Origin of the sequence: Pedobacter heparinus DSM 2366 (assembly GCF_000023825.1) — a bacterium.
GTDB classification, from domain to species: Bacteria; Bacteroidota; Bacteroidia; order Sphingobacteriales; family Sphingobacteriaceae; genus Pedobacter; species Pedobacter heparinus.
Genome location: NC_013061.1, coordinates 3745501 through 3771462 on the forward strand (window position 1 = coordinate 3745501; position 25962 = coordinate 3771462).

Annotated in this window: 30 protein-coding genes; 13 read left to right on the forward strand and 17 right to left on the reverse strand. The window is 39.9% G+C overall.

Annotation, left to right across the window (positions count from 1 at the left end; genetic code table 11):
* Positions 1–11: 11 nt before the first annotated feature.
* Positions 12–2318 carry a 5-methyltetrahydropteroyltriglutamate--homocysteine S-methyltransferase gene (gene metE, locus PHEP_RS15605; RefSeq protein ID WP_015808943.1) on the reverse strand — a complete coding sequence of 769 codons (2307 nt, stop codon included), beginning with the start codon at positions 2316–2318 and terminating at the stop codon, positions 12–14.
* 221 nt (positions 2319–2539) lie between these two features.
* On the opposite strand from metE, the gene PHEP_RS15610 reads away from it, so the two are divergent.
* Positions 2540–3001: an Lrp/AsnC family transcriptional regulator gene (locus PHEP_RS15610; protein ID WP_015808944.1), complete on the forward strand. Its 462-nt coding sequence runs from the start codon at positions 2540–2542 to the stop codon at positions 2999–3001.
* Positions 3002–3108: 107 nt separating this feature from the next.
* On the opposite strand, the gene PHEP_RS15615 is transcribed toward PHEP_RS15610, so the two are convergent.
* Together PHEP_RS15615 and PHEP_RS15620 are read right to left on the reverse strand one after the other, a co-directional pair.
* On the reverse strand, positions 3109–3978 hold the full coding sequence (locus PHEP_RS15615; RefSeq protein ID WP_143715763.1) for a sugar phosphate isomerase/epimerase family protein: 870 nt from the start codon (positions 3976–3978) through the stop codon (positions 3109–3111).
* A 78-nt stretch (positions 3979–4056) separates the two neighbouring features.
* Positions 4057–4884 carry an RpnC/YadD family protein gene (locus PHEP_RS15620; protein WP_015808946.1) on the reverse strand — a complete coding sequence of 276 codons (828 nt, stop codon included), beginning with the start codon at positions 4882–4884 and terminating at the stop codon, positions 4057–4059.
* 336 nt (positions 4885–5220) lie between these two features.
* On the opposite strand from PHEP_RS15620, the gene PHEP_RS15625 reads away from it, so the two are divergent.
* The 3 genes from PHEP_RS15625 (at position 5221) to PHEP_RS15635 (ending at position 7023) form a co-directional block, all read left to right on the forward strand.
* On the forward strand, positions 5221–5547 hold the full coding sequence (locus PHEP_RS15625) for a DUF1016 N-terminal domain-containing protein (protein ID WP_049772272.1): 327 nt from the start codon (positions 5221–5223) through the stop codon (positions 5545–5547).
* Between the two features lie 59 nt (positions 5548–5606).
* On the forward strand, positions 5607–6281 hold the full coding sequence (locus PHEP_RS15630) for a peptidylprolyl isomerase (protein ID WP_015808947.1): 675 nt from the start codon (positions 5607–5609) through the stop codon (positions 6279–6281).
* Between the two features lie 175 nt (positions 6282–6456).
* Positions 6457–7023: an RNA polymerase sigma factor gene (locus tag PHEP_RS15635; RefSeq protein ID WP_015808948.1), complete on the forward strand. Its 567-nt coding sequence runs from the start codon at positions 6457–6459 to the stop codon at positions 7021–7023.
* A gap of 13 nt (positions 7024–7036) precedes the next feature.
* Here PHEP_RS15635 and PHEP_RS15640 read toward each other — a convergent pair whose 3' ends face one another.
* The 5 genes from PHEP_RS15640 to PHEP_RS15660 are packed head-to-tail and all read right to left on the reverse strand — an operon-like array spanning position 7037 to position 9838.
* Positions 7037–7348 carry a UPF0175 family protein gene (locus PHEP_RS15640; protein WP_244862621.1) on the reverse strand — a complete coding sequence of 104 codons (312 nt, stop codon included), beginning with the start codon at positions 7346–7348 and terminating at the stop codon, positions 7037–7039.
* 37 nt (positions 7349–7385) lie between these two features.
* A complete protein-coding gene (gene arsB, locus PHEP_RS15645) occupies positions 7386–8450 on the reverse strand; it encodes an ACR3 family arsenite efflux transporter (RefSeq protein WP_015808950.1) in 1065 nt (354 codons plus the stop codon).
* Between the two features lies 1 nt (position 8451).
* Positions 8452–8871 carry an arsenate reductase ArsC gene (locus PHEP_RS15650; protein ID WP_015808951.1) on the reverse strand — a complete coding sequence of 140 codons (420 nt, stop codon included), beginning with the start codon at positions 8869–8871 and terminating at the stop codon, positions 8452–8454.
* A 28-nt stretch (positions 8872–8899) separates the two neighbouring features.
* The gene (locus tag PHEP_RS15655; RefSeq protein ID WP_015808952.1) at positions 8900–9469 is read right to left on the reverse strand and encodes a DUF6428 family protein; all 570 of its coding nucleotides are present in this window, start codon (positions 9467–9469) and stop codon (positions 8900–8902) included.
* 39 nt (positions 9470–9508) lie between these two features.
* Positions 9509–9838, reverse strand: a complete 330-nt coding sequence (locus tag PHEP_RS15660; RefSeq protein WP_015808953.1) for an ArsR/SmtB family transcription factor — start codon at positions 9836–9838, stop codon at positions 9509–9511.
* A gap of 184 nt (positions 9839–10022) precedes the next feature.
* Here PHEP_RS15660 and PHEP_RS15665 point away from each other — a divergent pair, with 184 nt between their 5' ends.
* The 4 genes from PHEP_RS15665 (at position 10023) to PHEP_RS15680 (ending at position 13469) form a co-directional block, all read left to right on the forward strand.
* Entirely contained in the window at positions 10023–11192 is a 1170-nt protein-coding gene (locus PHEP_RS15665) for a FecR family protein (protein WP_015808954.1), read from the forward strand.
* 290 nt (positions 11193–11482) lie between these two features.
* A complete protein-coding gene (locus PHEP_RS15670) occupies positions 11483–12148 on the forward strand; it encodes a DUF6266 family protein (protein WP_015808955.1) in 666 nt (221 codons plus the stop codon).
* A 42-nt stretch (positions 12149–12190) separates the two neighbouring features.
* The gene (locus PHEP_RS21725; protein ID WP_015808956.1) at positions 12191–12820 is read left to right on the forward strand and encodes a DUF6266 family protein; all 630 of its coding nucleotides are present in this window, start codon (positions 12191–12193) and stop codon (positions 12818–12820) included.
* Between the two features lie 10 nt (positions 12821–12830).
* The gene (locus tag PHEP_RS15680) at positions 12831–13469 is read left to right on the forward strand and encodes a DUF6266 family protein (protein WP_015808957.1); all 639 of its coding nucleotides are present in this window, start codon (positions 12831–12833) and stop codon (positions 13467–13469) included.
* Positions 13470–13514: 45 nt separating this feature from the next.
* Here the strand turns inward: PHEP_RS15680 and PHEP_RS15685 are convergent, their stop codons facing one another.
* Both PHEP_RS15685 and PHEP_RS15690 read right to left on the reverse strand, forming a co-directional pair.
* Positions 13515–14417 carry an NAD(P)/FAD-dependent oxidoreductase gene (locus PHEP_RS15685; protein WP_015808958.1) on the reverse strand — a complete coding sequence of 301 codons (903 nt, stop codon included), beginning with the start codon at positions 14415–14417 and terminating at the stop codon, positions 13515–13517.
* A 50-nt stretch (positions 14418–14467) separates the two neighbouring features.
* Positions 14468–15049 carry a TetR/AcrR family transcriptional regulator gene (locus PHEP_RS15690; RefSeq protein WP_036674188.1) on the reverse strand — a complete coding sequence of 194 codons (582 nt, stop codon included), beginning with the start codon at positions 15047–15049 and terminating at the stop codon, positions 14468–14470.
* Positions 15050–15211: 162 nt separating this feature from the next.
* On the opposite strand from PHEP_RS15690, the gene PHEP_RS15695 reads away from it, so the two are divergent.
* Both PHEP_RS15695 and PHEP_RS15705 read left to right on the forward strand, forming a co-directional pair.
* The gene (locus PHEP_RS15695) at positions 15212–15772 is read left to right on the forward strand and encodes a Panacea domain-containing protein (protein WP_015808960.1); all 561 of its coding nucleotides are present in this window, start codon (positions 15212–15214) and stop codon (positions 15770–15772) included.
* Positions 15773–16459: 687 nt separating this feature from the next.
* Positions 16460–16942: a lipocalin family protein gene (locus PHEP_RS15705; RefSeq protein ID WP_015808962.1), complete on the forward strand. Its 483-nt coding sequence runs from the start codon at positions 16460–16462 to the stop codon at positions 16940–16942.
* Here the strand turns inward: PHEP_RS15705 and PHEP_RS15710 are convergent.
* On the reverse strand, positions 16939–17667 hold the full coding sequence (locus PHEP_RS15710) for a LytR/AlgR family response regulator transcription factor (RefSeq protein ID WP_015808963.1): 729 nt from the start codon (positions 17665–17667) through the stop codon (positions 16939–16941). The two genes, PHEP_RS15705 and PHEP_RS15710, sit on opposite strands and share 4 nt — an antisense overlap.
* Positions 17668–17749: 82 nt before the next feature.
* Here PHEP_RS15710 and PHEP_RS15715 point away from each other — a divergent pair, with 82 nt between their 5' ends.
* The 3 genes from PHEP_RS15715 (at position 17750) to metA (ending at position 20839) form a co-directional block, all read left to right on the forward strand.
* Positions 17750–18802, forward strand: a complete 1053-nt coding sequence (locus PHEP_RS15715; protein WP_015808964.1) for a sensor histidine kinase — start codon at positions 17750–17752, stop codon at positions 18800–18802.
* 121 nt (positions 18803–18923) lie between these two features.
* Entirely contained in the window at positions 18924–19736 is an 813-nt protein-coding gene (locus tag PHEP_RS15720; protein WP_015808965.1) for a hypothetical protein, read from the forward strand.
* A 164-nt stretch (positions 19737–19900) separates the two neighbouring features.
* Positions 19901–20839, forward strand: a complete 939-nt coding sequence (gene metA / locus PHEP_RS15725) for a homoserine O-acetyltransferase MetA (RefSeq protein ID WP_015808966.1) — start codon at positions 19901–19903, stop codon at positions 20837–20839.
* Between the two features lie 174 nt (positions 20840–21013).
* Here the strand turns inward: metA and PHEP_RS15730 are convergent, their stop codons facing one another.
* The 6 genes from PHEP_RS15730 to PHEP_RS15755 all read right to left on the reverse strand — a co-directional run bounded on the left by PHEP_RS15730 (position 21014) and on the right by PHEP_RS15755 (position 25960).
* The gene (locus PHEP_RS15730) at positions 21014–21547 is read right to left on the reverse strand and encodes a hypothetical protein (protein WP_015808967.1); all 534 of its coding nucleotides are present in this window, start codon (positions 21545–21547) and stop codon (positions 21014–21016) included.
* A gap of 25 nt (positions 21548–21572) precedes the next feature.
* Complete coding sequence (locus PHEP_RS15735; RefSeq protein ID WP_015808968.1) at positions 21573–21974, reverse strand: DUF4345 domain-containing protein; 402 nt, start codon at positions 21972–21974, stop codon at positions 21573–21575.
* A 261-nt stretch (positions 21975–22235) separates the two neighbouring features.
* Entirely contained in the window at positions 22236–23405 is a 1170-nt protein-coding gene (locus PHEP_RS15740) for a helix-turn-helix domain-containing protein (protein ID WP_015808969.1), read from the reverse strand.
* 437 nt (positions 23406–23842) lie between these two features.
* The gene (locus PHEP_RS15745; RefSeq protein WP_015808970.1) at positions 23843–24889 is read right to left on the reverse strand and encodes an alpha/beta hydrolase; all 1047 of its coding nucleotides are present in this window, start codon (positions 24887–24889) and stop codon (positions 23843–23845) included.
* A 28-nt stretch (positions 24890–24917) separates the two neighbouring features.
* Entirely contained in the window at positions 24918–25382 is a 465-nt protein-coding gene (locus PHEP_RS15750) for a cyclophilin-like fold protein (protein WP_015808971.1), read from the reverse strand.
* Positions 25379–25960 carry a DapH/DapD/GlmU-related protein gene (locus PHEP_RS15755; RefSeq protein ID WP_015808972.1) on the reverse strand — a complete coding sequence of 194 codons (582 nt, stop codon included), beginning with the start codon at positions 25958–25960 and terminating at the stop codon, positions 25379–25381. Before PHEP_RS15755 ends, PHEP_RS15750 begins: the two co-directional genes overlap by 4 nt.
* Positions 25961–25962: the final 2 nt, after the last annotated feature.

Genomic DNA, 25962 nt, shown 5'->3' on the forward strand with positions numbered 1-25962 from the left:
CAGTTCTGAAATCAGACAATTCCTTCTACGCCGATTTGCGCTCTTGCCTGTTTGGCAGCTGCCACCATGTTTTCCAGTGCAGCTTTGGTTTCCGGCCATTTACGTGTTTTAAGTCCGCAATCCGGGTTTACCCAAAGGTTACGCACAGGCAGCAAATCCGCTGCTTTTGCCAAAAGTGACGCCATTTCTTCTATACCTGGCACACGTGGTGAGTGGATATCGTATACCCCAGGACCTATTTCATTCGGATATTCAAAATGGGCAAAGGCTTGCAACAGTTCCATCTGAGAACGCGAAGTTTCAATGGTGATCACATCGGCATCCATAGCCGCGATATGCTCAATGATGTTATTGAACTCGCTATAGCACATGTGCGTATGGATCTGTGTTTTATCCTGTACGCCACTGGCAGTAATGCGGAAAGCTTTCACTGCCCAGTCCAGGTAATGCGGGTGCTTTGCCTTTCTCAATGGCAGTCCCTCACGGATAGCTGCCTCATCGATCTGGATAATCCCGATACCAGCTTCTTCCAAAGCTACAACCTCATCGCGGATGGCAAAAGCGATCTGGTTGGTAGTTATATCTCTAGGCTGATCGTCGCGCACAAATGACCATTGCAAAATTGTTACCGGACCGGTCAGCATACCTTTCATTGGTTTGTCAGTCTGGGCAGCAGCAAATTTGCTCCAGCGTACCGTCATGTCTGCCGGACGGCTCACATCACCATAAATAACAGGTGGTTTTACACAACGGCTGCCATAACTCTGCACCCATCCGTTTTTGGTAAACAGGAAACCATCCAGCTGCTCGCCGAAATATTCTACCATGTCATTGCGCTCAAACTCGCCATGTACCAGTACGTCCAGGCCAATTTCTTCCTGCCAACGGATGGCCTCAACAGTTGCCTGCGCTATCGCCTGATCATATTGTTCCTGGCTCAAGTCACCTTTTTTGAATTTCGCACGCAATTGACGGATATCATCAGTTTGGGGGAATGAACCGATGGTAGTTGTTGGGAATGCAGGAAAATTAAAACGCTCCTGGTGTAAGCGCTGGCGTACAGAAAATGCACTTTGACGGGTCGCATCAGCATCATTTATTGTCGCAATACGGTTTTTAACATCTTGTTTGTGCACCTTTTTTGAGCTACGCCTGCTTTCGATGGCGGCTTTGTTGGCTTCCAGTAAAGTCGTATTGCCTTCGGCAATCTGGCGGATTTCGTTTACTTCAGTCAATTTTTGTTTGGCAAATGCCATCCAGTTTTTGATCTCAGGATCAATTGCCGTTTCCAGATCCAGATCGATCGGGCTATGCAATAATGAGCAGGAAGGTGCGATGATCAGCCTGTCTGCTCCAAGTTTTTCAATAGCCTTATTGATCAGGCTTAAAGACTTTTCATAGTCGTTCTTCCAAACATTGCGTCCGTCTACTACACCCAAAGAAAGTTGCAGGCTGTCCGGAATCAGTGCAAGCACTTCATCCAGTTGCTCAGGTGCACGTACCAAATCTATATGAAGTGCAGTAACAGGAAGGCTTAGGGCCAGCCCGGTGTTGTCCAGCAAGGCTTCAAAATAGGTAGCAAGCAATATTTTAACACCACTTACACGATTGGATATAGCACGGTAAGCATAATCAAATGCTTCTTTCTCTTTTTTCGAAAGGTCGAGTACCAGGCAGGGCTCGTCCAGCTGGATCCATTTAGCGCCCTGTTGTCTAAGACGATTGATGATGTCCACATATACAGGCACCAATTTTTTAATCAGATCTATGCGTTCAAATCCCTGTTCCTTTTCTTTGCCTTGTAAAAGGTAGCTTACAGGACCTAAAAGTACTGGCTTGGCCTTTTCACCGAGCTGCAGCTTTGCCGTATTGTATTCGCTAAAAATGTTCTCATTAAAAATCCTGAACTCCTGATTAGCGGTAAATTCCGGCACGATATAATGGTAGTTGGTATCCAGCCATTTGGTCATTTCCATTGCGGTAATGTCCAGACCATCTTTCTGATAGCCACGGGCCATAGCAAAATAAAGGTCAATTTCATTATTGGTCTTTACCTTTGAAAGTACCGGCGAATATCGCTGAGGAATAACGCCCAACAGCAGGCTGGTATCCAATACCTGGTCGTAAAAGCTAAAATCATTACAAGGGATCAGGTCAATCCCTGCATCGAGTTGGGTCTGCCAGTTATCCTGCTTGATTTTACGGGCAATCCCGTTTAGTTCATCCTGACCAATTTTACCGGCCCAATACTGTTCACAGGCTTTTTTTAGTTGTCTTTGGTTACCAATTCGCGGGTAGCCGAGATTTTGTGTTAACATTTTTTAAAAGATTTAATTAGAACTTCAAATTGCTTTTTCGCGAAAGCATTACTGACAGTGGACATTATTCCGACGGACTAAATTCCTTACAAAGTTATATATGAAGATTATAAATCTTAACAAACTAAATAAATAAGCATAAATAACTTTTTTAATAATATAATAAAGCATAATATGCTTTTAAGTTGTTACTTTTACGATGATTAAGGAAAATTATGCTAATGGAAGAATTGGATGAAACAGATTTGTTGCTGCTGAAGATATTGGGCGACAATTCAAACTACACGGTTAAAGAGCTTGCCGCTAAGGTAAACCTCTCCACATCACCTGTTTTTGAGCGGATAAAAAGACTGGAAAGCACAGGCTATATCAAAAAGTATATAGCCATACTTGATGCTGAAAAATTTAACCAGGGATTTATTGTTTTTTGTAACATAAAACTCAAACAGCACGACAGAAAAATAGGTCATAAGTTTGTAGAAGATATTTTAAAGATCGATGAAGTAGTAGAGTGTTACAATATTTCCGGCGATTTTGACTTTATATTAAAGGTTTACGCAAAGGACATGAAGCACTACCAGGACTTCGTTTTCAACAAACTGGGATCGGTTAAAAGTATAGGAAGTACCCACAGTACTTTTGCCATGGCAGAGATTAAGAATTCCTATAACATTAATTTTTAAAAGGGTACACGATCGGCGGGGACAATCTTTAGACGTAGTTACCATATAGTTGCCTCATACTTGCTTCGATTGTGGGTATGTTAAATAGGCTACCTTATTACATTACATCATTCTTTGGCAACAAGATTCCGGAAATTTATAACGCTCTGGGCCACATCCTGACTATTGCTTTGCCAGTTGTACTCGTACTCTGCAGAAATAGCCCCTTTGAAATTTTGCCTTTTCAACTCAGCAATTACACCAGCTATATTGCCGACACCTTCTCCCCAGTGTACATCATGTCCAGCCTTTCCTTTGATGTTAAGGTCTTTCATATGGGAATGCAGCACATGGCCTTCCAGTTTCTTAAGACAATCAACCGGATCCAGCCCCGAACGTACCCAATGGCCTATATCAGCACATGCCCCAATACGTTTGCTCTGGCCTTTAATGGCATTCAATACAACATCAGGATTCCAATAATGCGAGGGATTGGGATGGTTGTGAATGGCCAGATTGATCAGATATTTGTCAGTCAATTTTGAAAGCAAGGGCATATATTGTTCATTTGGCTCAGATGTTATGGTTTCAATACCCATTGCTTTACAGAAATCAAATAGTTTAATCCATTCGTCCTCGCTTTTTGGGCTAACCACACCAAATGCTATAATTTTTACATGGTTTGCTTTCAGCATTTCCAAAACTGCTTTCCTTTTAGCCTCATCCATATCAGGCCCCATTTTCCCTTCAATACCCCCACCAATCTGCTGACCAGCAAATGCTTCCACATAGCTTAATTTACAGCTGTCAATTTTTTTTAAGGCTTGAGCAAAAGTATACAGCTTAAAGGTATAGGCCTGCGCACCGAGTTTCCAACTCAATTTAGCTTCCGGATTATTTTTAGACACCGAAGCCGTATTGCCTGATTTTATACTTTTACAATTGCTCAAAATCAATATTAAACTTATTCCTGTAAGGACTTTAATGCCTATTTTCATAATTTGGTTATACGATGCAAAATTAATTTCTGAAAAATAGCAATAATTTATTGCTATATACATTTTTCAAATTCCGGGCTATAGTGCCTGGATTTCTTCAATTGAAAGCTTAGTGATTTTAGCAATAAATTCTGTAGCTAATCCTTCTTTTTTAAGTTCAAGAGCAATTTCCAATGCTTCTTCATAACGACCTTTTTCAATACCTTTAATCTCGCCTTTAATTTCGCCTCTACGATATAAAATGTCTTTTTCTTCTTTAAATATTTTTCCTACCAATGCCATATCTTTAATTGCTTTTTTATTTAAATTACGTAATTGCAAAAGTATCCTTAGCTGTCTAAAATAACGCCCTTGTTCTAATGTAGAAGCATGGGTTTCTATTTCCTGAACAACCTGTGCCAATACACTTTCTGCGCTTTCTGATGCTAAATTACTTAAAATTGCCAGCATTTTCTCCTCAACCAAATCTGATTTTAAGAACAGTTTATAGTTTACAGCAGAGAGCTCTGTTAAGTTGTAGCGGAATCGGAAATCCTTAGTTGTGATAGAAGTGGCCATATTTGCTTTGGCAGGGCCAATGTAAATTACGAACTGTTTAACAGGCAACTTATGTTTTCTTTGCAACATGATGCTATACTCTGCCATACGAAAAGCCATTTCCGGATAATTATCCGTTTGGTATTCAACATGCAGCACATATCTGTTGCCTTTGTTATCCCTAACCTTCTTTAATAAATCTGTTTTTCTTTCTTTGGTAAATTGTACATCATCGGTAAGTTCTTCTACAGTATTGACGTTTAAATGAAGGACATGTTTAATTATACCAGGTAGGGTATTGTGCATGTTTTCCCTAAAAATCTTGTCGTATTTGCTTCCTTGTACAGGGTGGTTGATTTCTTCCGGCATTTTAAGTTATTGATAATACAAAGCTACGCAGGAGAAAGTTGTGAAACCTAACTTGGTCGAAATTCAGCTAAATTCACGGTTTTACATAAGTATTGCCTAATAAAATATGTTTGGAGCTTAAGTTGATTGTGGAGAACAGAATGTTGTTTGGCAGTCATAAATCGCTTTTACCTAGTGAGAATAATGTGGTTGGTATCAAATAAATCAATTAAGTTCACAATAGCGAGAACTCGGACCAATGGTTCGAGTTCTTTTTTTTTTATTGATTATCAACCAGATATAAATCTCCCACCAATGGTGGGAGATTTAGTTATTTAACATTTTAAAGTGATCAATTTGTATTGGGAAATTGGCAAGTCGATTACCGAAAAGCACAAAGATGGTTGGGGAAAATCGATAGTTCCAAAATTGTCTTTGGAATTGCAAAAAAAATTTCCCCGAATGCGTGGCTTTTCTTCTGCAAGTATCTGGCGGATGGCTCAGTTTTATTCTGAATATCAAGATGATATAAAAATCGCACCATTGGTGCGAGAAATTAGCTGGAGTAAGCATCGTATATTTTTAAGCAAGTGTAAAGACAACCAGCAGCGTGAATTCTACATCAAAGCCACCAAAACGGAGAAGGAGCTAGAGATGTTTGTGATCAGTGAGGTAGATGAGTAATGTTTTTCAGCAACATTAAAATAGTTGTCCAATAAATTTAAAATTTATATATTTTATCGATGAAAATACTTGTCAAATATTGGTTTATATTATTAATCTTCTCAGTCACTACCCAGAGTGCCGTTTCCCAGTCTAAAAATGACCGCTATGTCAAGATCACCACTCGTTATGGTGAGTGCATTGTAAGATTGTATAACGAAACTCCGATCCATAAAGATAATTTTCTGAAACTTGTAAAGGTTAAATACTTCGACAAAACGACCTTCAACAGGGTGATCAAGGAATTTGTAATACAAGGTGGTGATACCGATGCACAATATGTGAACAAAGAAACCCTGGGACCTTTGCAAAAGTGGCTACCAGCAGAGTTTCATGATTCTCTTTTTCATAAAAGAGGTGTATTGGCAATGGGGAGAGATGATAATCGGGAGAAGGCTTCTTTCAGTACACAGTTCTATATTGTAGACGGGAAAACATGGACAGATAAAGAGTTGGATGAGGTAGAAAAAAAAGCGCTATCTGGATATAAAATACCTGCAAGGCAAAGGGAGATTTACAAGACTATTGGCGGCACGCCTTTTTTAGACCACAACTATACGGTTTTTGGAGAGATCGTAAAGGGCAGTGAGCTAATAGATAAACTAGTGGCGGTAAAGATATCAAAAGATGACAGTCCTGCTGAGCCAATTGAGATGAAAATCACGGTGCTTAGAAAACCGGCCCCAAGAAATTAATGCAATCAGCATCATCCAGCTTAACGCTCTCTATTATATCATTTGACAGGTGTTTGAACCAGGTTTTGGATAGCTAAAACCCTGTGTGTAACCACTACACTAAGTGAATAATTACCGAATAATTTGTGTTTAGTTATTAAAATTATCGGTAAATTTACATCTATAAGGGAAACCGATGACAACTTATGGTTCATATACCGATCTGGAACTGGCAGCTTTGCTAAGAGGCGGGGATCAATATGCTTTTTCCGAAATATATGACAGGTATATGCCTTTGCTTTTGCGTCATGCAGTAGATATGCTACATGATGAGGATCAGGCGCAGGATGTAGTTCAGGATATTTTTCAGATGTTGTGGGAAAAGGCAGGCGAACTGGAAATACATACCTCTTTTTCTGCTTTTCTGTATAAGGCTACAAGGTTCAGGGTACTTAAGCAAATCAGGCACAGTAAAATTGCAAGCCAATATACCGAGCTGGTAAAAACCGAATTCGAAAAAGGGGTAGCCAGTACTGATGAGGCGATTGATGAAAAAGAGCTGGCCTTTAAAATTGAAAAGGGCCTGGCAAAGCTTCCGGCAAAAATGAGGGAAGTTTTTGAACTGAGCAGAATGCAGGATCTGTCGCATAAAGAGATTGCAAAGCAACTTCATTTATCAGACCATACGGTAAAGCGCCAGGTAAGTAATGCCCTTAAAATCATGCGTGAAAGTCTGAATAAAGGCCTTTCGTTATTTATTTAACTTTGATTTTCCTTTAATTAGAGATCCTGTCAAGCTCATCTTTTAAATCACTAGCGGAGTAATTGATAAAAGAAACACCATAATCGCCAAGTAACTCAGCAAAGGTACGCTTGGTTAATCTGGCCATATCAGCAGCCTGACCAAGAGAAAGTTTACCAGACTCATATAATTTAGCAGCAATGAACCTTACAGTGTCGTTTTGATACTCTGCTAAACTATCAGGAACTTCTAATGTTATAGTTGTCATTTTTGTAATTATATGTTTTTGTAAAGATACTAATTTTAGCACAAATTTATCATACCACCAAATTTGACGACGAGCCATAGTAAGATGTAAATTACGTCGCGGTGGCTCGGCAAGATCAGTTTGAAAAGTATTTTTTGCGGAACCAGAATGCGAGATTAACGAGTGCAATCAACGCTGGTACTTCTACCAGTGGGCCGATGACTCCTACGAATGCCTGACCTGAGTTGATTCCGAACACGCCGATAGCGACCGCAATCGCCAGTTCAAAGTTATTACCGGCAGCGGTAAAGGCAATCGAAGCACTTTGGGAGTAATCGGCACCCATTTTCTCTCCTGCAAAAAAGCTGATAAGGAACATCAGCGCAAAATAGATTACCAGAGGTATTGCAATCCGCACTACATCCATTGGTATTTGCACAATAAGCTCACCTTTCAGGCTGAACATGACCACAATGGTAAAGAGCAATGCAATCAGGGTGATTGGGGAAACGAAGGGAATAAACTTCTGCTGGAACCAGCTCTCACCTTTGAGTTTGATTAAAGCGAACCTGCTGACTACGCCAGCCGCAAAAGGAACACCAAGATACAGACCGACACTTTTAGCAATCTCTCCAATGGTAATGTTTACCTCCAGTCCCTTGATGCCAAACATCGGTGGCAATACAGTTATAAAAAGATAGGCATAAACGCTATAGAGCAATACCTGGAAGATGCTGTTCAAGGCAATAAGCCCGGCGGCATACTCTCTATTGCCTTCGGCAAGTTCATTCCAAACAACTACCATCGCAATACAACGGGCAAGGCCAATCAAGATCAGCCCAATCATATATTCTGGGTAATTGTGCAGAAAAGTAACTGCCAGAATAAACATCAGCACCGGCCCAACAACCCAGTTCAGGAAAAGAGAAGTACCCAGCACTTTAGTATTGCGAAAGACTTCACCCATCTTTTCATACCGAACTTTGGCAAGTGGCGGGTACATCATCAGTATCAGGCCAATAGCAAGCGGCACGTTGGTCGTGCCGCTCGAAAATGAGTTAATGAATCCTGCGGAGGACGGTACAAAGTAACCGATACCGACACCGGCAGCCATCGCCAGGAATATCCATAGTGTGAGATAACGATCCAAAAAGCTTAGCTTCTTGCGCTGATTTGCCGGAGCGCAGTGATTCAGTGACATGTTAGTTCTTCAGGTTTTCGTTAACAAAGTTCTGGGCATACTTTCGGATCATTTCGCGAACTTCCCTAAACTGTTCCATAACTTCCTCGTCGTTTCCTTTGGCTTTTGCCGGGTCAGGAAAATTGTAGTGCAGCTTAACAGCATTGGTTGGGAAGTAAGGGCAGCTTTCTTTTGCATTGTCACAAACGGTGATCACATAGTCAAACTCTATTCCTGTGTATTCATTCACATTGTTGGAAGTATGGCCGGATATATCAATACCGTCTCTTTTCATAATTTCGATGGCCTTTGGGTTTACGCCATGTGTTTCGATTCCTGCGCTGTAGATCTCGGCGGCATCACCTGCGAAGTGCCTCAGATATCCTTCTGCAATCTGACTGCGGCAACTGTTGCCGGTACATAATACGAGTACTCTTTTCATATTTGTAGTTAAAGTTTGGTGATTGGTATTAACAGCAGCCGGAGCCAGGTTCACACGTTTGTCCTTCAACCACCAGGTTTACCATCTGTAATTTTGGCTTTTCGCTCTTTGCAGCTGGTGCGCAACATTCTTCCCCTGAGTCGGTTGTTCCGCAACTTGCACCACGTCCGATGGCTTTGCACTGCGTGAAATCAGGGATCAGGTTTACGATTAAGTTATCTCCTTCGATGATGAATTCACCAGGGTACATCTGACGGGTATCAAACTGGGAGTTCCCAAACTCAATTTTTACTGTTCCAAGTGGATTAAGCGGTAATGATTTTTCCACGATTTTTACGATAGACAAGGCTTTACTGACCTGCATTGCTCTTTCACTGTCTTGTACTGATGGTTCCCAAAGCTGTACAATGATCTCCGTCCAGGTATTCATTTTTCCACCACAATCCACAGATACGATAGATGCCTGCTTGATTTCGGTGATGTGATAAGATGCATCTACCCATTTACCTTCTGCATACTGGAACTGTAAGGTTAGCTCCGGATGTTGTTCTAATGTGGCTTTAAAGGTTTGCCAGTTGGTCAGTTCTGTAGTTTCCATAATATTGCAATTTTACGATTGATATGAATAAAAAAAAGGTCAGCAGCAGGGCGTTTCACCTTTGTACGATCCTAAAAAGGTACCAAGCTGAGTTTCCAGTAATTTCCAGGTTTTAGGATTGATGCAGTAACAAACCGTGACCCCTTCAATGGTGCCCTGTATGATCCCTGCATTTTTCAGTTCTTTTAAGTGCTGGGAAATGGTGGCTTGAGCTAAGCCCAGTTCTTCTACCAGATCACTACAAATACAGGCATTCGCTGAAATGATCTGCTGTAGGATAGCAATTCGAGCGGGATGTGCCATTGCTTTTAGCAATGTGGATAGCTGGTTCTGCTCGTCGGTGAATATTTCTGATTTCGTAAGTCCCATAGTTCTATATCGCAATATTACGATATTTATTTCATTGCTGCAAGTTTTTGTGAAATATTCTTATTATAAAACCCGCCACTAAAAGATGTAAATCACATAAATTAACATTTTTTTAATAATTATCTAATACCAAAGGCATGTTTAAGGTTCTTATAGATGCAAGGCCCATACAGGGAAATGTAATATGGACAATAAAGAGGTAAATGAGTTATTAGACAGATATTTTTCGGGTAAATGTACACCCGAAGAAAAATCATTGGTTGAGCGTGCCTATAGCCATTTAAATAAACCTTACAATAAGGATATTACTGAGGAACAGTTTCAAAAAATGAAAGACGAGGTTTGGAACAACCTTAATCTAAATGCTGAGCCGGTTAGAAAAACCTTATGGCCAGGTATTGCAATTGCTGCCGCTGCGGTAGCAGCGATTGTGTTTGGGCTGTTCTTTTTTAAAGCGCCAGGTAAACCTGAACCTGGTTCAGGAGCTGCAAACTATACAAACGACATTGCCCCGGGTAAAAACACTGCTACCCTTACCCTTGCCAATGGTAAAACCATAATCCTGAGCGATGTTAAAACCGGGGTAATTGTTGATGCGGATAAACTAAGCTACAATGACGGCACTGCTGTAGAACACGGGGATCCAGGCGAAGGCCGGGATGAGGTGGTAATGAGCACCCCACGTGGCGGCATGTACCAGCTTACCTTGCCCGATGGCAGCCATGTCTGGCTAAATGCTGATACAAAAATTTCTTTCCCTTCACAATTTATTGGTAAGGAACGCAAAATATTGCTACTATACGGTGAGGCATATTTTGAGGCGGCTAAAAATAAAGAAAAGCCATTTGTTGTAGAAAGCGATGGGCAGCTGGTAACCGTACTGGGCACGCATTTTAACATTAGTGCCTATAAGGATGAAGGGGCAATTAAAACTACCTTGCTGGAGGGCGCTGTGCGCGTCTCGTTATCCCGGGGGAAGCGGAGCGAAAAGAACGGGGCCCTCTCCTATCGTAGACAGGGCGGACAGGACGGCGAAGCCGTTGTTCTTAAACCCAACCAACAATCCCTTGTTACGGAAAACCAAAGCATAAGCATTAAACCAGTAGATGTAGAACAGGTTGTGGCCTGGAAAAACAGCCAGTTTATGTTTGAAAGCGAAAATATCCAAACCATTATGAAGATGGTTGAACGCTGGTATAATGTAGATGTGGAATATATAGGGGAAATTACCGATGAAAAGTTTGGAGGTGGGGTATCCAGATTTGACAATGTTTCAAAGGTGTTAAAATCGTTGGAATCTACAGGTAAGGTCCATTTTAAAATTGAGGGCAGGAAAATTTATGTAAGCAAATAATGCGGATAAATAATTAAATAAACCAATACAATCAACTAATAATTAACCAAACTAAAACCAGAATGATGAGATTCTACTACAGAAATGATCCTTAGATGGGTGTAAAAAAACAACCAGAAGTGTTGCACCCCTGGTTGCTGTTTGATTCTGCCTATAATAAATTATTGACTGTTTTACTGCGGTTGTCATGGTCTTCGAAAACGTAAGACAACTGCTAAACCAAACTGAATACTAATGTATAAAATTTATACCAATAATTGGGATATACCTGATGGGTATCTCTATAAAATATGGCTTATTATGCGATTAACCACCGAATTCAAATTTGGGGAGCCTTTGGTGGTTTCCAGAAAAAAACCGGTGCGCTTGTAGGGCATTATGTCAATGGACAGAACGTGATTACAGCTATCCCCCACCCTTCACAAAATCCGCCTACAATTCCGCAGCTGAATGCAAGGGCCAAGTTTAAAACGGTAATCGACTTTCAGCGGCGATTGACCCCGCTGATCAGGATCGGTTACCAGAATGCGCATAAGGAGAAGCAGACTGCGTTTAATGCAGCTTTTGTGGACAATTATGCAAAAGCAGTAACGGGTGTAGCACCAAACTATACCATAGACTATGAAAAGTTTGCCTACAGCAAAGGGCAGCTGAGTAAGGCTTACGATGCAGAGATCCTTACTGCTGTTGCCGCCACCATTCAGTACAGCTGGCTGGCTACTTTGGCTACGGGTATTGGCGGGCCAACGGACATGGCTACACTGATGGTATACAATCCATTGAAAGACCAGTTTGTGGTATTGACCAATGCAGCGGCCCGGTCGGCACTGACCTACAGTTTGCTGGTACCAGGGGATTTTAGCGGTGATGATGTACACTGCTGGATATCGTTTGTAGCAGCCAATGGTAAAATGGCGAGTGATTCCTTTTATGTAGGGGAGTTTACGGTTGTGTAATTTTTGAGGGTGCCTGCGGGCACCCTTTTTAAAAAAAACGTTATGGGAATAATCAGACAAGGAATATTTGGTGGTTTTGAAGGCAGAACCGGGCCATTGGTTGGCCGTAAAGTGAAAGGCAAAAGTATAATAGCTGCATTTCCGCGTAAGAATACAAAACCAAGAACAGCAGCGCAAATAGATCAGCGGCTGAAGTTTGACCTGGTGATTGGCTTTTTGAAATGGTTAAAGTGCTTAATAGCTATAGGTTTTAAAGACCCTGATGGTAAAAAGAACAGCTTTAATACAGCAGTGAAGTACAATTTTAAACGCATTATTACGGGGACTTCGCCAAATTATAGTATAGATTACAGTAAGCTGGTTTTTAGTAGAGGTAGCCTGGCCGGGCCAAATAGTCCTTCGGTTAGTTTGGAAACCAATACTTTGATCATTAACTGGCAGCCGGATGTGCAGCAACGGTTTAACCAGCATACGGACAGGGCCAGCTTTTTGGTGTATTGCCCTGGAAAAATTGAGATTATAATACATACAAGCAGTACTGAAAGATCGGCTTTGGGCTACAGAATAGCCATACCGCAGAATTTTGAAGGTAATGAAATGTATGTGTTTATGAGTTTTAGCAGTGCAAATGGAAAAGTAGTAAGTGACAGTAAATTTTTAGGAACAATTTAAAAATAACAGCATGGCAATTTTAAAAAATGGAATAGCAGGTAATTACAGTGGTAAAATAGGAAACCTTGTATTTTACGAAATTAATGGCAAGCAGGTGGTACGTACCCTTGGTAAAACTGCCAAGCCAGCAACTGAGGCACAATTGAGTTGCAGACAGCAAATTGCTGTAATAAATTGCTTTTTAAAGCGGATTACGGAATTTGTGAATATTGGTTTTAAAATAAAAGCCCAAGCGACAAACAAAGGGGCTTATAATATGGCGGTTTCTTATAACAAAAAACAGGCATTAAAGGGGATTTACCCCAATATCGAAATGGATTATCCATCGGTATTGCTTACTCAGGGTAGTCTTACAGGTGTCATAAGCCCAGCGGTTGAACAGCTACCGGAAGGCATGAGATTTACCTGGCTCTGCCCTACTGAATTTGCCTGGCCCTTTGAAAATGATCAGGTGATGATGCTGGCCTATTTCCCCAATTTAAAAGAGGCCGTATTTAATTTATATGGGGCAAAAAGATCAGCCTGTGAAGATGTGCTGCAGCTACGGCCTGGTTTGCTTACCGAATATATGGAGGTTTATATCTCCTTTATAGCGGAAGACAGAAACAATATTGCGGATAGCACTTATCTGGGAAGTTTTAACCAGTAAAGGTTAGCAGTTAACCTGACAGCAAGAGAGATTTTGCACGCATAGTTATTTTCCGGAAATCAGATCGTGGTTTATAAAAGCACCGGCTTTTGTTCCGGCAGCGACAGCGGATGCGACAGAGCGCATGCCTGTGGTATTGTCGCCTGCAGCATATATACCTGGCACGGAGGTTCTTTGGAATTCATCTATTTGAATATATCCTTGTTCGTTAATTTCACACCCGAGATGCTCAGGAATCAGGCAGTGTTGTTCGAATAGAAGTTTTGCATAGATAGCATCGAGCTGAAAGGTACTTCCATCATTAAAACTCACGGACTGAATATAACCCTTGAGATGCTGGAACTTTCTGATCTTCTTTTCTACTATAAATATGTGCTTAAGTGCAAGCTGATCTGCCTGTGCTGCTGTAATGGTGGATGGGCCATTGGTGAAAATAGTTAGCTGGTCTGTCCAGTTGTAGAGCAGATGACTGAATTCAAAGGCGATGTCGCCATTGGCTAGTAAACCCGTTTTTTGCCCTTTATATTCGTACCCATGACAATATGGGCAATGTATAGCTGAGATTCCCCAGCAATCATCAAAGGATTCGATATTTGGCATCAGATCTTTTACTCCAGTTGCAAACAGCACTTTTTTTGCGGTAAGATCGTGATGGCCGGAGGTGGATACGAGAAACTGTGCTTTCTCTCTTTTTACTGCTGTAACCTGTGCATCCATGAACTGTGTTGTTGGGTATTGCAGGACTTGTTCCTTTCCAATTTCTGCAATAGCAGCGGGTGTTTTTCCATCTTGTGTAAGGAAATTGTGAGAATGAGGGGTGTGACGGTTGCAAGGCTTTCCACTGTCAATAACCAATACTTTTCTAATGGCTCTGCCGAGGGAGAGGGCCGCAGATAAACCGGCATAACTACCTCCGATGATGATGACGTCAAAGTTTTTAATGATCATATGTATAAATTTTAATGTCTCATAAATGAGACATGATTGTGCAAATTTTTTTATATCCCGATTCCTTTGCTGAAGGAATACCAGGCAAATTTTTTGACGCTGTTTCGGGCAATTGAGCCTGCAGATTCTGCCTGAACTGCTGCATTGATCACGCTGCTAAAAAGGGTTAATATCCATTCTACAGTGAGATGTCTGCTGATCTGTCCGTTTTCCTGCAGCAGAAATATGATGTTTTTATAGTTCTCATACATGGCATCGTATTCGGCACAGGCTTCATTTTCAGTGTTATGCTGATGCTCGTGCCTGCTGTGGATTTTATTAAAAAAGGAATACTTTGCACCACAGTTTATTCCGGCATACAGCATGTTTTCCAGCTGTACTAAAGGCACCGTGGAGCTGTTCATTGCCTCTGCCATCGATTTTCTGCATTTAAATTGCATATCTCTTTCGCAAAGCATGACCAGATCATTTCTGTCTTTAAAATAACGGTGTAATGTTCTTCGGGTGATCGCAGCTTTTTCCGCTACTTTTTCAAGAGGAGCAGAAAAGTCTTCGTTAAAGATCGCTATAGCTGCGTCTATGATTTTCTGTTGCGTATCTGTAGGATTCATTATGGCTGCAATATACGACATATTTCTCAAATATGAGACATACATTGTGAAAATAGACTTTGAAATGATAGAATAACTGAATGCAGCAGATTGGTAATTGGGAGGAATCCGAAATGAGAAATGCAAATTAGATTACTAAATAAATTAGTATTGCATTTAAGAAATATTTGCTAACTTTGTAACATGCAAGTATTTAATGTAGATAAAGAGAAAACACTCAACGCTGCCCTTCTTATTTTAAATAAGTTAGGCCAAGCGGACTACCATAAGATATTTAAGATCTTGTACTTCGCTGAACAACAGCACTTGAAAAATTATGGGCAGCCATTAACGGGAGACGTATACCAGGCTATGCCTTATGGGCCTGTTCCTTCTTTTTTGTATGATGTTTTTAAAGCTTCGGAGAATCAGGCTTCGCCATTTAGTGAAGCATTAGAATTATCAAAAGCATTTACCGTATCACGTAAAGATAAAATTCCTTATGTAAGCCCAACTCGGGAGGCGGACATTGATCAGTTAGCTGAAACAAATATAGAAGCCATTATGGCTTCTATTGAAGAAAATTATGCACTTACCTTCAAGGAGATAACTGATAAATCACACGACTCTGCCTGGGCAAAGGCAGAGCAGGCCACTGAAACTGAAATGTCTTATTTAGATATTGCGGAATCTGCTGAAGCTAGTCCGGAAATTTTGAAATATATTTCTCTTCAAGCTGAAAATCATAATCTTCGAATATCTTAATGTCTCTTTCGGATTGCTTTCCAGAACAATTTAGACAAGAATTCGCGGAGCGAAATTTGAAGATTGGCTCGGTAATACGTGTAATGGTAAATGACACGAACCCGCCGAAAGAAAAACGGTTTATTCTCGTTGGACAGTCATATGATAAATTAATTTTTGCCACGATTTTCATCAATTCAGAAATTAATCCGAATATATTCCCCACACAGGAATTGCGGGATCTTAATCTGGAACTTCTTGCTGATAGTCGTTCGTACCTCAGCCACGATTCATTCGCAGAAGTTCCAATATTCAACAACGTAATGCAGAATGGCTTCTTAACATAATCGGCAATGATCCGGAAAAAGTCATAGGCGAAGTTTGTGAAGAAGATTTAAAACACATCAGATCAAAAATAAAATCTGCCAGAACCATTTCGCCAGCAGTTAAAAAAACCTTTGGCCTATTTCTTTAATAGAAATTAAAAGATCTCTTTTCCTAATGGCCGGATTTAGTCCGATCAGTGGAGTTTCGAGTGTTTTATCTTATACCGATTATGGTATCCAGCTGCCGTTCAACTTGACTTAACAAGCATTTAGCTTTCCCAGAGGTCACCCATCGAATTTTCCGTTAAAAAATCAATAGTCGAAATATCTTTGGCAATACAAATTATTTAACTATTTATCTCATATTTTAAATTATTCTCAGATGAAACACAATGTTAATACTGTATTTTTTTACATGATAATAATGGCCGTTACCATACTTTACATATCCTGTACCCCTTCGGATGCAAATGGTATTAAACAGTCTGCTTCTTTCACAGGCAAATCATGGAAACTGCATAGTCTCTCTGTGGCACCAGCAATAGATTGGGATGTAGATGGAAAAAAGGAAACGGATATTTTGGCTAAGATGGAAGATTGTGAAAAAGACGATCTGCTGTTGTTGCGAAATAACAATACCATTGTGCGCAATGCCGGGAAACTGAAATGCGACCAGGACGATGAGCAGGAGAAGGAGACCGGGAGCTGGTCCTATGACAAAGCCAGTAAAAAACTAACAATAAAAGAAGATAACGATGCCCAGGTACTTAATGTTGTTGAATCCAGTGGCAACCGCTTCGTGGTAACGTATACCTGGAAAGCGACCAATGGCACCTCGCACCAAATGACCGCAGTATATAATTAAACAATAAAACTCTTAATAACAGGGAGGTAGCTCCTGCCTATATTAAATTCGAGCCCATTATCTAATACTAAGTAGGTTTTTCCAATATCCCGGTACAACTCCTGTACATAGTCTAAATTGATAATAACAGATCGGTGAATTCTTACAAATTTAGCCGGATCAAATTTTTGAGCAATCACACTTATTCCAAACGAACTTAAAAAAGACGTTTCTTCAGTATATATCCTGGTGTAATCGCCATCGGCTTTAAGGTACATGATATCATGAACAGAAATGTTTTTAAAGCGTTTTTGATGCTCTACCATGATCCGTTCAGGATAGCTATGCGGACTGGAAAATGTGCCCATGGCGAGTTGGGGAAGAGCGGCGGGTTTGCTCTTCAGGCGAGCCATGGTCTGATCAAAACGCTCCTTTGTATAGGGTTTCAGCAGGTAATCGATCACGTTGATTTCAAAAGCCCTGATCGCATATTTGTCAAATGCGGTAGTAAATATCACGTCGGGCACGTGATCAATTCTTTGCAAAACTTCGAAGCCGTTGGCCCCGGGCATTTGGATGTCGAGAAATATCAGGTCCGGTTCCAGCATATTGATAAACTTAACCGCTTCGATACCATTAGAACATTCGCCGGCAACAAAAAAATCAGCATATGGTTCTAAATACTGTTTAACTAATACTCTGCCGTGATCTTCATCATCTATCACCAAAACAGATTTCCTTGACATCTACCTTTGTTTTATGGATTTAAAATTATTAAGGCTAAGATACAACAGAATGATATAAATTAATAATCACTAAAATTGTATAATGAAACATCATCAGCCAGTACAACGTTCTGAACGTACCACTACACGAGAGATTGCGCTGTTCGTCTTCGTTTTGCTGGTCATGAGCATTTTGTATGGAACACCCCGGTTGTTTTCACAAGGGTTTAGCGCTGCTTTTCTTTTGGAAACAGGTGTAGATTGCCTGATGATGACTATTGCATGTCTTCCGATTTGGTGGCTGCACTTTCGTAAGCTGGTCCATCTGCCAATGAAAACGAGGTTTGCCCTGCATATTCTTACAGCTTTTCTTTATTATGGCATTTGGGCTGGCCTGTATTACTTATATAATCCTATGGTCGGATTACCAACAATGAACCGAAACCAGTTTTTCCAGAATATCGGTCCTAATTTGCTTTTTTATATTCAGGTTTTCAGCTCCTTACATATTGATCTGTTTTTTCGTGAACGTGAGGCGCAGCAACTTCGTGAACAGGAACTCAGGGAGCTGGCATTCAAAGGAGAAATCAATGCGTTAAAAGCACAGATCCAGCCCCATTTTCTATTTAATACCCTCAATAGCATCAGCGCATCTCTGCCTGGCGAGCAGGAACATAGCCGGGTGCTCATTGCCCGGCTGGCAGATACCTTTCGTTACGCGCTCCAGTCCACACAGCAGGACCTGGTTCCCTTGTCACAGGAATTGGACTTTATGCATACCTATCTTTCTTTAGAGCAAGGTAGATTTGGAAAAAGGCTGGCTTTTTCGATCGAAGGCACCGAAGGAACAGCTGAGATTTTAATTCCTCCAATGCTACTTCAGCCTTTTGTTGAAAATGCGATTAAACATGGCATTGAGCCATCAATAGAAGGGGGAAGCGTGATCATCAGCTGCATTCGGGAAAGTAAGAAAGTCGGGATCTATATTGAAAACACCGGAAGCCCGTATGTGGGAAACCCGGAGGATCTGTTTCTTGGTAAGGGTGTGGGTGTAAAGAATACCGCCAAAAGGCTGGAAAATCAATTTGCGGAGAAACTACAGGTTTCCATAAACGATAAAGGCGGACTGAGGATTCACTTTTGCATTCCAGGTTAGCAGAATTGCCCTGTTGGTTGTTAAAAGAGATTAGACTGGCTTTTTACACTTTTTATCGCCTGTTATTGCATTTGACAGAAAAAAAAACTGCCCGATGTTTTGCTGATATACATTTGCCAGCATGAAAAAAACAATTTTATATGGCAATATGGTGTTGCTTTTGCTGGTAGTAGCTGCTTTTACCTCATGCAGCAAGAAAAAAGAACTGCCCATTGAAGAAGAAGAACTTAATTTTACCAATATTGGTAGTGTTAGCAATTTGCCGGGTTTTGGTAAGAGTGATGATATGCCAGAAGGCATTCCATTTGAACTACCAAAAGGCTTAAGGTTTGTATCAAGACCTGATCATCCATTTGACCCTGATTTAAGTAAACTACATGGCAACATGAATACTTTTTATGTTGATGTAAATATAGAGAGAGATAGTAGCTGGAAAGAGAGCAAACTGCTAACATTCCCCCCTGGTTTGGTAATGCTTAATATTGCACCTAGTAGGATTCAAAATGGGATGTTAATGGGTAGGGTAAGAATTAATTTGCCACCTAATGGAAGAGGACCTGGTGGTAAAAAGGACACTATAACTGTATATTTAGGTGTTGCATGCATGAATTCTTCTAAAGGTTTACCCTGGGAGGATAATCAAGAACCAGATACCCGTAATTATGTTATTGGAAAGGGTACTCATGTCCCGTATGTAGTTACCAGCAATGCCGAAGTTTTAAAGTTTTTGTCATTATTAGAGGATAAACCCCACTTAAATCTTACAAGGCATCAAAATCCTTTGGATGTTTATGATCCTGATTATGTAGAACCCGAATGGATGAAACCCTACAACACCATACAAACCATGTTCTGGAAAATAACCGATGGTAACGGTCTGGAAGAAGCAGATATCAGGGAACTCCTAAAGGCTATTGAAAATAAAAAGAGGTAACGCTCCGATAAACCTGGTCTCCGTTTTATAACTACGTAAACATCACTACCAGGGATGGCTCTTTCAGAATTGCCATATGATAGTCACAGATGCCCCCTTAGTTTAGAATTTCAATGGTATTATTCTTATTTTTGGCGATTATATAAGAATAAGGGGGATGATAAATGCCAGTTAAGATTCCGAATAATTTGCCAGCGATTGAGCTTTTAAAGAAGGAAAATATATTTGTTATGAGTGATCTGAGGGCAGATACTCAGGATATTCGCCCAATGCGTGTGCTTATCCTTAACCTGATGCCTCTTAAAATATCTGCTGAAACAGATTTTGTACGTTTATTATCCAACAATCCTTTACAGGTTGAAGTTGAATTTTTAAGACTCGATTCCCACACTTCTAAAAATATATCTGAAGAACATCTGGAAATGTTTTATAAAGGTTTTGGCGAAATAAAGGGAAACTTTTATGATGGTTTGATCATTACCGGCGCTCCTGTAGAAATGCTGGAGTTTGAGGAAGTAAGCTATTGGAATGAGATCACTCAAATCTTTGACTGGGCCAGAAAACACGTTACCTCAACGCTCTATATTTGCTGGGCGGCCCAGGCTGCGCTCTATCATTTTTATGGGGTAGAAAAAAAGCCATTAAAGGAAAAATTATCCGGGGTTTTCAAGCATACTGCCAATGAAAAGGGACATTCCCTGTTGAGAGGCTTTGACGACGAGTTCTTTATTCCCCATAGCAGACATACCACAATATTGAAATCGGATTTGACTGATAAGGAAGATCTTCGTATCCTGTCAGAATCTTCGGATGCAGGGGTAGCCATTGTATTTTCCCGGGGCGGGCGTGAATTTTATCTTACTGGTCACTCAGAATACGCTCCGCTAACCCTTCACGAGGAATATGTAAGAGACCGGAATAAAGGTCTTGATGTACCTGTACCGAAAAACTATTACCGGGATAATGATCCAGAGAATGCGCCATTGGTATGTTGGACAAGCCATGCGAATTTACTCTTCAATAATTGGCTCAATTACTTTGTTTACCAGGAAACACCTTATAATCTGGAGGACGTGGGTAAATTGGGAGAGATTGTTCAATAAAAAAGCCCTGCAACAACGAAATGGCATCCATACCACTAAATACTCCTGATTTAGAATAAATAGCTTAGTAAAAACTTTTCTATTTTACTAAGCTATAAACTTCTTGTAGTATGATATAAAGGGGTTAAAAAGTACAGGCTCTTTTTATCGATGAACTGACTTCATCAATTAGACTTATTTATTTGATCCATATGTGAGTGTTTTACTATGAGATTGGTCTACTGCAACTACCACATTTTCATTCGTTTCCACCTTGCCATTAATTTCAGCTTTGTAGCTGGCAGTTATCGGGCCACCCTCTAAATTAGAGATACTAATGTTCAATCCCCCAAAATCAAATGGTTTTACGGTTTCGAACACATAAGTTTTTGTGGTGCCTATAAAACTTTTCTCGTCTATTATTATACTGTTTTGATTACCCTGCGAAGTGCCATTCATTTTCCAAACAGGTGCTCCGTATTGGCTTGCATCATGGTTTCCGGCACTTACCTGAAAATCTACCTGATCGTTTTGATCAGCTCCTGTTACTGTAACGGTCATTTTCATTGAAATTTTATTCCCGTTATCCGGGTTATCGCCAGATTTCTTTTTGCATGATGCTAAAGACAAAACACCTAGTGATATGACCATAACTGTTAATAAAGATTTTTTTGAGATTGATTTCATAATTGTTTTTTTAAGATTTGTTATTATTTGATTGTTTTTCATGTGTAGTAGAAGTATTGCTAACCTATTATCTAAAGCGTCTGTAAAACAGCAATAATACTAAAGCCAAAATGCCTAAAGTAGACTCTATGACCAACCATTGCGAACCAAATTCGCCCAAAGGCCCATCAACCAAGATTGTTATCAATCTAGAGATAGAATAGGCTAACCAAAACAGTGAAAGAAAAATGAGCGCCTTTTTTACATCCTTTAACAAAAGGTGAACTAGAGAAAAGCAAATAACTAAACCAACGCCACCATATATACCTCTTATGGAACTTATGGCATCTGTATTAGGTAATCGCGTAGCTACCAAATCCATAGTTCCCTGCGGATTATAAATTGATAAAACACTAACATAAGCGATACTCAAGATTGAAAAACCGATATAAATTTGACTACTTATTTTGGTGATTTTCTGTGTATTCATTATTGATTTAATTACTGGTTCTTTTTAAAAAGTCCTGTACTTTCATTCGTGCAAATGATGTCTAAACCACTAGGAGTGCCAGAAGCCAGGGTACATTATTAACAATCATTGTAGAAGTCATTGTGGCAAATAAAATAAGTTTTGTTTCATGGTTTATTATTTAAAACTCCAGTGTTTTGAATGCAAAAATGAAACATTGAGAAATGCCAATCGCCCCACGAGGCTTCGTGGCACCTCTTATTGAATAAGAAAACGGAGGACCTACAACGCCTTGTGGTATATTAGCTCGGTTGGTTTTCTGAAAAAATCTGAAGGAGATTTACCCGTGAATTTGCGAAAATTGCGATTGAATGAAGATTTAGAATTGAAGCCACAATCAAAAGCTATCGATAGCAGTGTATAGTTTTGGTTTTTTTCATCAGCAATCATTTTTACACATTCATCTACCCTAAGTGAATTGATATAGTCGTAAAAGCTCTTGTTAAACTTAGAATTGATCACTTGCGATAGCACAGCATCTTTTAGCTTTAAGGCTTCGGCTAACTTACTTAGTGTAAGTTCCACATTTTTATATAGTTTTTCTTGTGCCATTATCGTGTTAAGATGCTGGAAAATACGTTCAGCTTCGGCATCCGTAAGTGAAGACCAGTCGTATTTTATTTTATTGGGCATTAATGCCACGTTAGCGGGCTCTTCTGAAAGGTTTTCTTTTTGAGTAGAAAAGTTGGGATGCTCAGCAGCAGAGCGGGATGAGGCATTGGCGGTTTTGAATATTTGCTGTTGGCGTACACCCAAAAAACCGATGAAGCAGATGTACAACGAGGCACTGAAATAGATACTCTCTGCTGTAGGATAAAAAATAACAAAGACCCAAATTCCAGCGATGCCTGCAATCAGGTAACGCAGCCAATTCAAGCTGATTTTATCTGTAGTTGAAAATTCTTCGCTTATTTTTTTCTTATATCGATGCAGTAGAATAATTGCGGCTGATACATAAATAATTCCCGAAATGATTATGCAAATATTGGTGATGATTTCAATGGTTTTATAGTAAGGCGAGGAAAAGCCCTGGTCATAAAGCAATAGCTTTTGTTCTGGGTTTTGTAGCAAAAAAGACATCCATAAAAGATAGGCAAAAACAACAGGTAAAAAATGAAGTAGCTTTTTCTTGCTAAATTTTACTGGTGTGGTTAGATGAAGGATATATAGATACAAAAAAGGCCCATGCACAAGTGCTAATAAATCTCCCCAGCCTATTAAATTGGGGAATTGGCTATAGTTTCCTGAAACCTGTAAATATAAACCGGCTAAGTGAAGCGTTGCTACTAGCTGCCAAATCATGAGTAGTTTATCTGCAGTTATTTTGTTAGGCTTAACTGCCAATAGTACGAACAAGTATAAAGAAATTGCAATGCTGGCGAAGTATAACATGCTGTTATTTTGTATGGATGGCTAGATGTTATTGATCAACCCAAAAATATGAAATATATTCAAGTTCTTGACCATTGGTTGCAAACAGTAGCTTTGGTAGTAGTTCATGCTTACATGGACACCGTCCAGCTTATCTACCCACATTAACAGCAACTTAAGGCATAAAAAAAACGGAGTAAAAATTTCTGAAAACTTTTACTCCGTTGATGTACCGATCAGCAGGAATACTTTGAACATTTAAATCGCTTTTTATTGCTTCTTGAGCCCATAATTGAAGATTTGGAGAGGAAAAAATTAATTTAAGAAGTAATATATTTTAAGCCTTCTCAAGACTGGAGACACCTTGAGAAGAATTTATTCCTTCCATTATGCGATGAGGCTGTGTTTTCGCCAAACCTGATAATTGAATTGATAAAATTATGTAGACGATGTTATAACTATTTAAGATTTTGTTTAAAAAACAACTCCAACTTATCAAAAGGAATCATATCCACTTTATCATACAAATCTACGTGAACAGTATTTGGAAGAATAACCAGTTCTTTCGGTTCATTTGCAACTTTAAAAATATCTTCACTAAAATATCTTGAATGTGCATTTTCTCCTGCGATCAATAGCATTGGTCTGGGCGAAATTTCTTTCACGTAACTTAAAATAGGCATATTCATAAACGATATTGGATTAGTCACCAACCAGGCTCCGTTTGAGTTGACAGAATTGACGTGAAAACCACGTGGCGTTCTGTAATAATCAAAATACTCCTTTACAAATTGAGGTTCATCGCCTTTCAATGTTTCCGGTAAATTACGTGGACCGTCAGCGGGTTTTCCGTTTTCGGCATCTTTCCAACGTTGCTGCCCCAAATCTTCTAATGTTTTGGTGCGTTGCCCTGACGTTACGGAATCGTTATATCCTTTTGACATCACCCTTGTCATATCATACAAACTTGTGGTTGCGACAGCTTTCACACGTTTGTCAATGGCAGTTGCGTTTAAAGCAAAACCTCCAAAGCCACAAATGCCGATGACGCCGATTTTGTTTCTATTTACGTTTTTTGCTAATCCTAAAAAGTCAACTGCAGCACTGAAATCTTCTGTATTGATTTCTGGCGAAGAAACATTTCTTGGTTCACCACCGCTTTCGCCGGTGTAAGAAGGGTCAAATGCAACGACGGCAAAACCTCTTTCTGCCATGATGTTTGCATATAAACCAGATGATTGCTGTTTCACTGCACCAAATGGGCCACTAATAGCCAATGCAGCTAATTTTTCATTTCCTGCATTTTTTGGAAGGTATAAATCGCCACTTAACGTAATCCCATAACGGTTTTTAAAGGTCACTTTTTGTCGTGTTACTTTATCGCTGAGTTGGAATGTATAATGTTCTTTTGATGTATTCATTTCTATAGATTTAGTTTTTTTTTGAGCGAAAGCTTGCGTGATCAAAAGCGTCGCTGCGATCGATATTAGTGTTATGTTTTTCATTTTATTTGAGATTATTTTTTATTATGATTTAATTATTTTCAAACTTCAGGACTACATTACCTGTACCCAACGATATAGCAAGTCCTGTAGGGTTGTCAACGTATCCAAGTTTTGTGTAGCTGTATGAAGTGTTGAAATTTTTATAAAAAAGCACCAAAACATTGTTTCCGTAAAGCATTAGATCGCCAACTTTTATATTACCTCCAACTGAAGCATTTGTAGGCAGTGGGCTAGGAAAATCATAGTATTTTTCATTGCCATTCAGTTCAGTCATATTTATAGTAAGCGGTAGCCTTGCTTTAAACGCAGTTGCAGTTGGGTTATCATACAGCGTTGCTGTAAAAACTGATGAGCCAATTGTAATTTTCATTTTGGTTGTATTTGTACTTAATGGTGAACCCGGATTGTCTGCCTTTGCAGAATTTTCATCCTTGGAACAGGCGCTAAAGTGGATGCCAATCATCAGCGCCAAGATTAAAGCTTTCATTTTCATAACCGATCATTGTTAGGGTCGACACTTTTAATAAACTTTGCAGGAATTCCGCCCACCACAGCTTGATCCGGAACATCTTTGGAAACTACTGCTCCTGCCGCAACTACGGCATTCTCACCAATGGTGACGCCGGGCAAAATAGTCACACCCGCACCAATCCAAGCATTTTTCTTGATGTGAATACGTCCGGGAACAAGTGAATGCCTTTGGTTGGGAGAGAGCGGGTGACCTTCGGATAATAGATTAACTCTAGGTGCGATTAACACATTGTCCTCAATGGTAATTCCTCCAAGGTCCAGAAAAACACAATCAAAGTTTATGAAAACATTCTTACCTATTTTGGTGTTCTTCCCATAGTTGATATGAAAAGGAGTAAATACATCAACGCTTTCATCAATGTCTTCACCCGTTATTTGGCCAAGTAAGTTCCTGATTTCTGCAGGGTTAGTTGAGTTATTCAGCTGAACGAGGATTTTCTTTGTGATAAATGATTCCTCGCGCATTCTGTATGCTTCCGGGTCGTTTGGTAAAATGGTTTCTCCTTTACTTAACCGATGAAAAATATCTATTGTCTCCATTG

Bases quoted from the DNA above. Each gene is read 5' to 3' on its own strand.
- metE (WP_015808943.1), bottom strand. From the start codon at position 2,318: ATGTTAACACAAAATCTCGGCTACCCGCGAATTGGTAACCAAAGACAA.
- PHEP_RS15610 (WP_015808944.1), top strand. From the start codon at position 2,540: ATGGAAGAATTGGATGAAACAGATTTGTTGCTGCTGAAGATATTGGGC.
- PHEP_RS15615 (WP_143715763.1), bottom strand. From the start codon at position 3,978: ATGAAAATAGGCATTAAAGTCCTTACAGGAATAAGTTTAATATTGATT.
- PHEP_RS15620 (WP_015808946.1), bottom strand. From the start codon at position 4,884: ATGCCGGAAGAAATCAACCACCCTGTACAAGGAAGCAAATACGACAAG.
- PHEP_RS15630 (WP_015808947.1), top strand. From the start codon at position 5,607: ATGAAAATACTTGTCAAATATTGGTTTATATTATTAATCTTCTCAGTC.
- PHEP_RS15635 (WP_015808948.1), top strand. From the start codon at position 6,457: ATGACAACTTATGGTTCATATACCGATCTGGAACTGGCAGCTTTGCTA.
- PHEP_RS15640 (WP_244862621.1), bottom strand. From the start codon at position 7,348: ATGGCTCGTCGTCAAATTTGGTGGTATGATAAATTTGTGCTAAAATTA.
- arsB (WP_015808950.1), bottom strand. From the start codon at position 8,450: ATGTCACTGAATCACTGCGCTCCGGCAAATCAGCGCAAGAAGCTAAGC.
- PHEP_RS15650 (WP_015808951.1), bottom strand. From the start codon at position 8,871: ATGAAAAGAGTACTCGTATTATGTACCGGCAACAGTTGCCGCAGTCAG.
- PHEP_RS15655 (WP_015808952.1), bottom strand. From the start codon at position 9,469: ATGGAAACTACAGAACTGACCAACTGGCAAACCTTTAAAGCCACATTA.
- PHEP_RS15660 (WP_015808953.1), bottom strand. From the start codon at position 9,838: ATGGGACTTACGAAATCAGAAATATTCACCGACGAGCAGAACCAGCTA.
- PHEP_RS15665 (WP_015808954.1), top strand. From the start codon at position 10,023: ATGGACAATAAAGAGGTAAATGAGTTATTAGACAGATATTTTTCGGGT.
- PHEP_RS15670 (WP_015808955.1), top strand. From the start codon at position 11,483: ATGGCTTATTATGCGATTAACCACCGAATTCAAATTTGGGGAGCCTTT.
- PHEP_RS21725 (WP_015808956.1), top strand. From the start codon at position 12,191: ATGGGAATAATCAGACAAGGAATATTTGGTGGTTTTGAAGGCAGAACC.
- PHEP_RS15680 (WP_015808957.1), top strand. From the start codon at position 12,831: ATGGCAATTTTAAAAAATGGAATAGCAGGTAATTACAGTGGTAAAATA.
- PHEP_RS15685 (WP_015808958.1), bottom strand. From the start codon at position 14,417: ATGATCATTAAAAACTTTGACGTCATCATCATCGGAGGTAGTTATGCC.
- PHEP_RS15690 (WP_036674188.1), bottom strand. From the start codon at position 15,049: ATGTCGTATATTGCAGCCATAATGAATCCTACAGATACGCAACAGAAA.
- PHEP_RS15695 (WP_015808960.1), top strand. From the start codon at position 15,212: ATGCAAGTATTTAATGTAGATAAAGAGAAAACACTCAACGCTGCCCTT.
- PHEP_RS15705 (WP_015808962.1), top strand. From the start codon at position 16,460: ATGAAACACAATGTTAATACTGTATTTTTTTACATGATAATAATGGCC.
- PHEP_RS15710 (WP_015808963.1), bottom strand. From the start codon at position 17,667: ATGTCAAGGAAATCTGTTTTGGTGATAGATGATGAAGATCACGGCAGA.
- PHEP_RS15715 (WP_015808964.1), top strand. From the start codon at position 17,750: ATGAAACATCATCAGCCAGTACAACGTTCTGAACGTACCACTACACGA.
- PHEP_RS15720 (WP_015808965.1), top strand. From the start codon at position 18,924: ATGAAAAAAACAATTTTATATGGCAATATGGTGTTGCTTTTGCTGGTA.
- metA (WP_015808966.1), top strand. From the start codon at position 19,901: ATGCCAGTTAAGATTCCGAATAATTTGCCAGCGATTGAGCTTTTAAAG.
- PHEP_RS15730 (WP_015808967.1), bottom strand. From the start codon at position 21,547: ATGAAAAACAATCAAATAATAACAAATCTTAAAAAAACAATTATGAAA.
- PHEP_RS15735 (WP_015808968.1), bottom strand. From the start codon at position 21,974: ATGAATACACAGAAAATCACCAAAATAAGTAGTCAAATTTATATCGGT.
- PHEP_RS15740 (WP_015808969.1), bottom strand. From the start codon at position 23,405: ATGTTATACTTCGCCAGCATTGCAATTTCTTTATACTTGTTCGTACTA.
- PHEP_RS15745 (WP_015808970.1), bottom strand. From the start codon at position 24,889: ATGAAAAACATAACACTAATATCGATCGCAGCGACGCTTTTGATCACG.
- PHEP_RS15750 (WP_015808971.1), bottom strand. From the start codon at position 25,382: ATGAAAATGAAAGCTTTAATCTTGGCGCTGATGATTGGCATCCACTTT.
- PHEP_RS15755 (WP_015808972.1), bottom strand. From the start codon at position 25,960: ATGGAGACAATAGATATTTTTCATCGGTTAAGTAAAGGAGAAACCATT.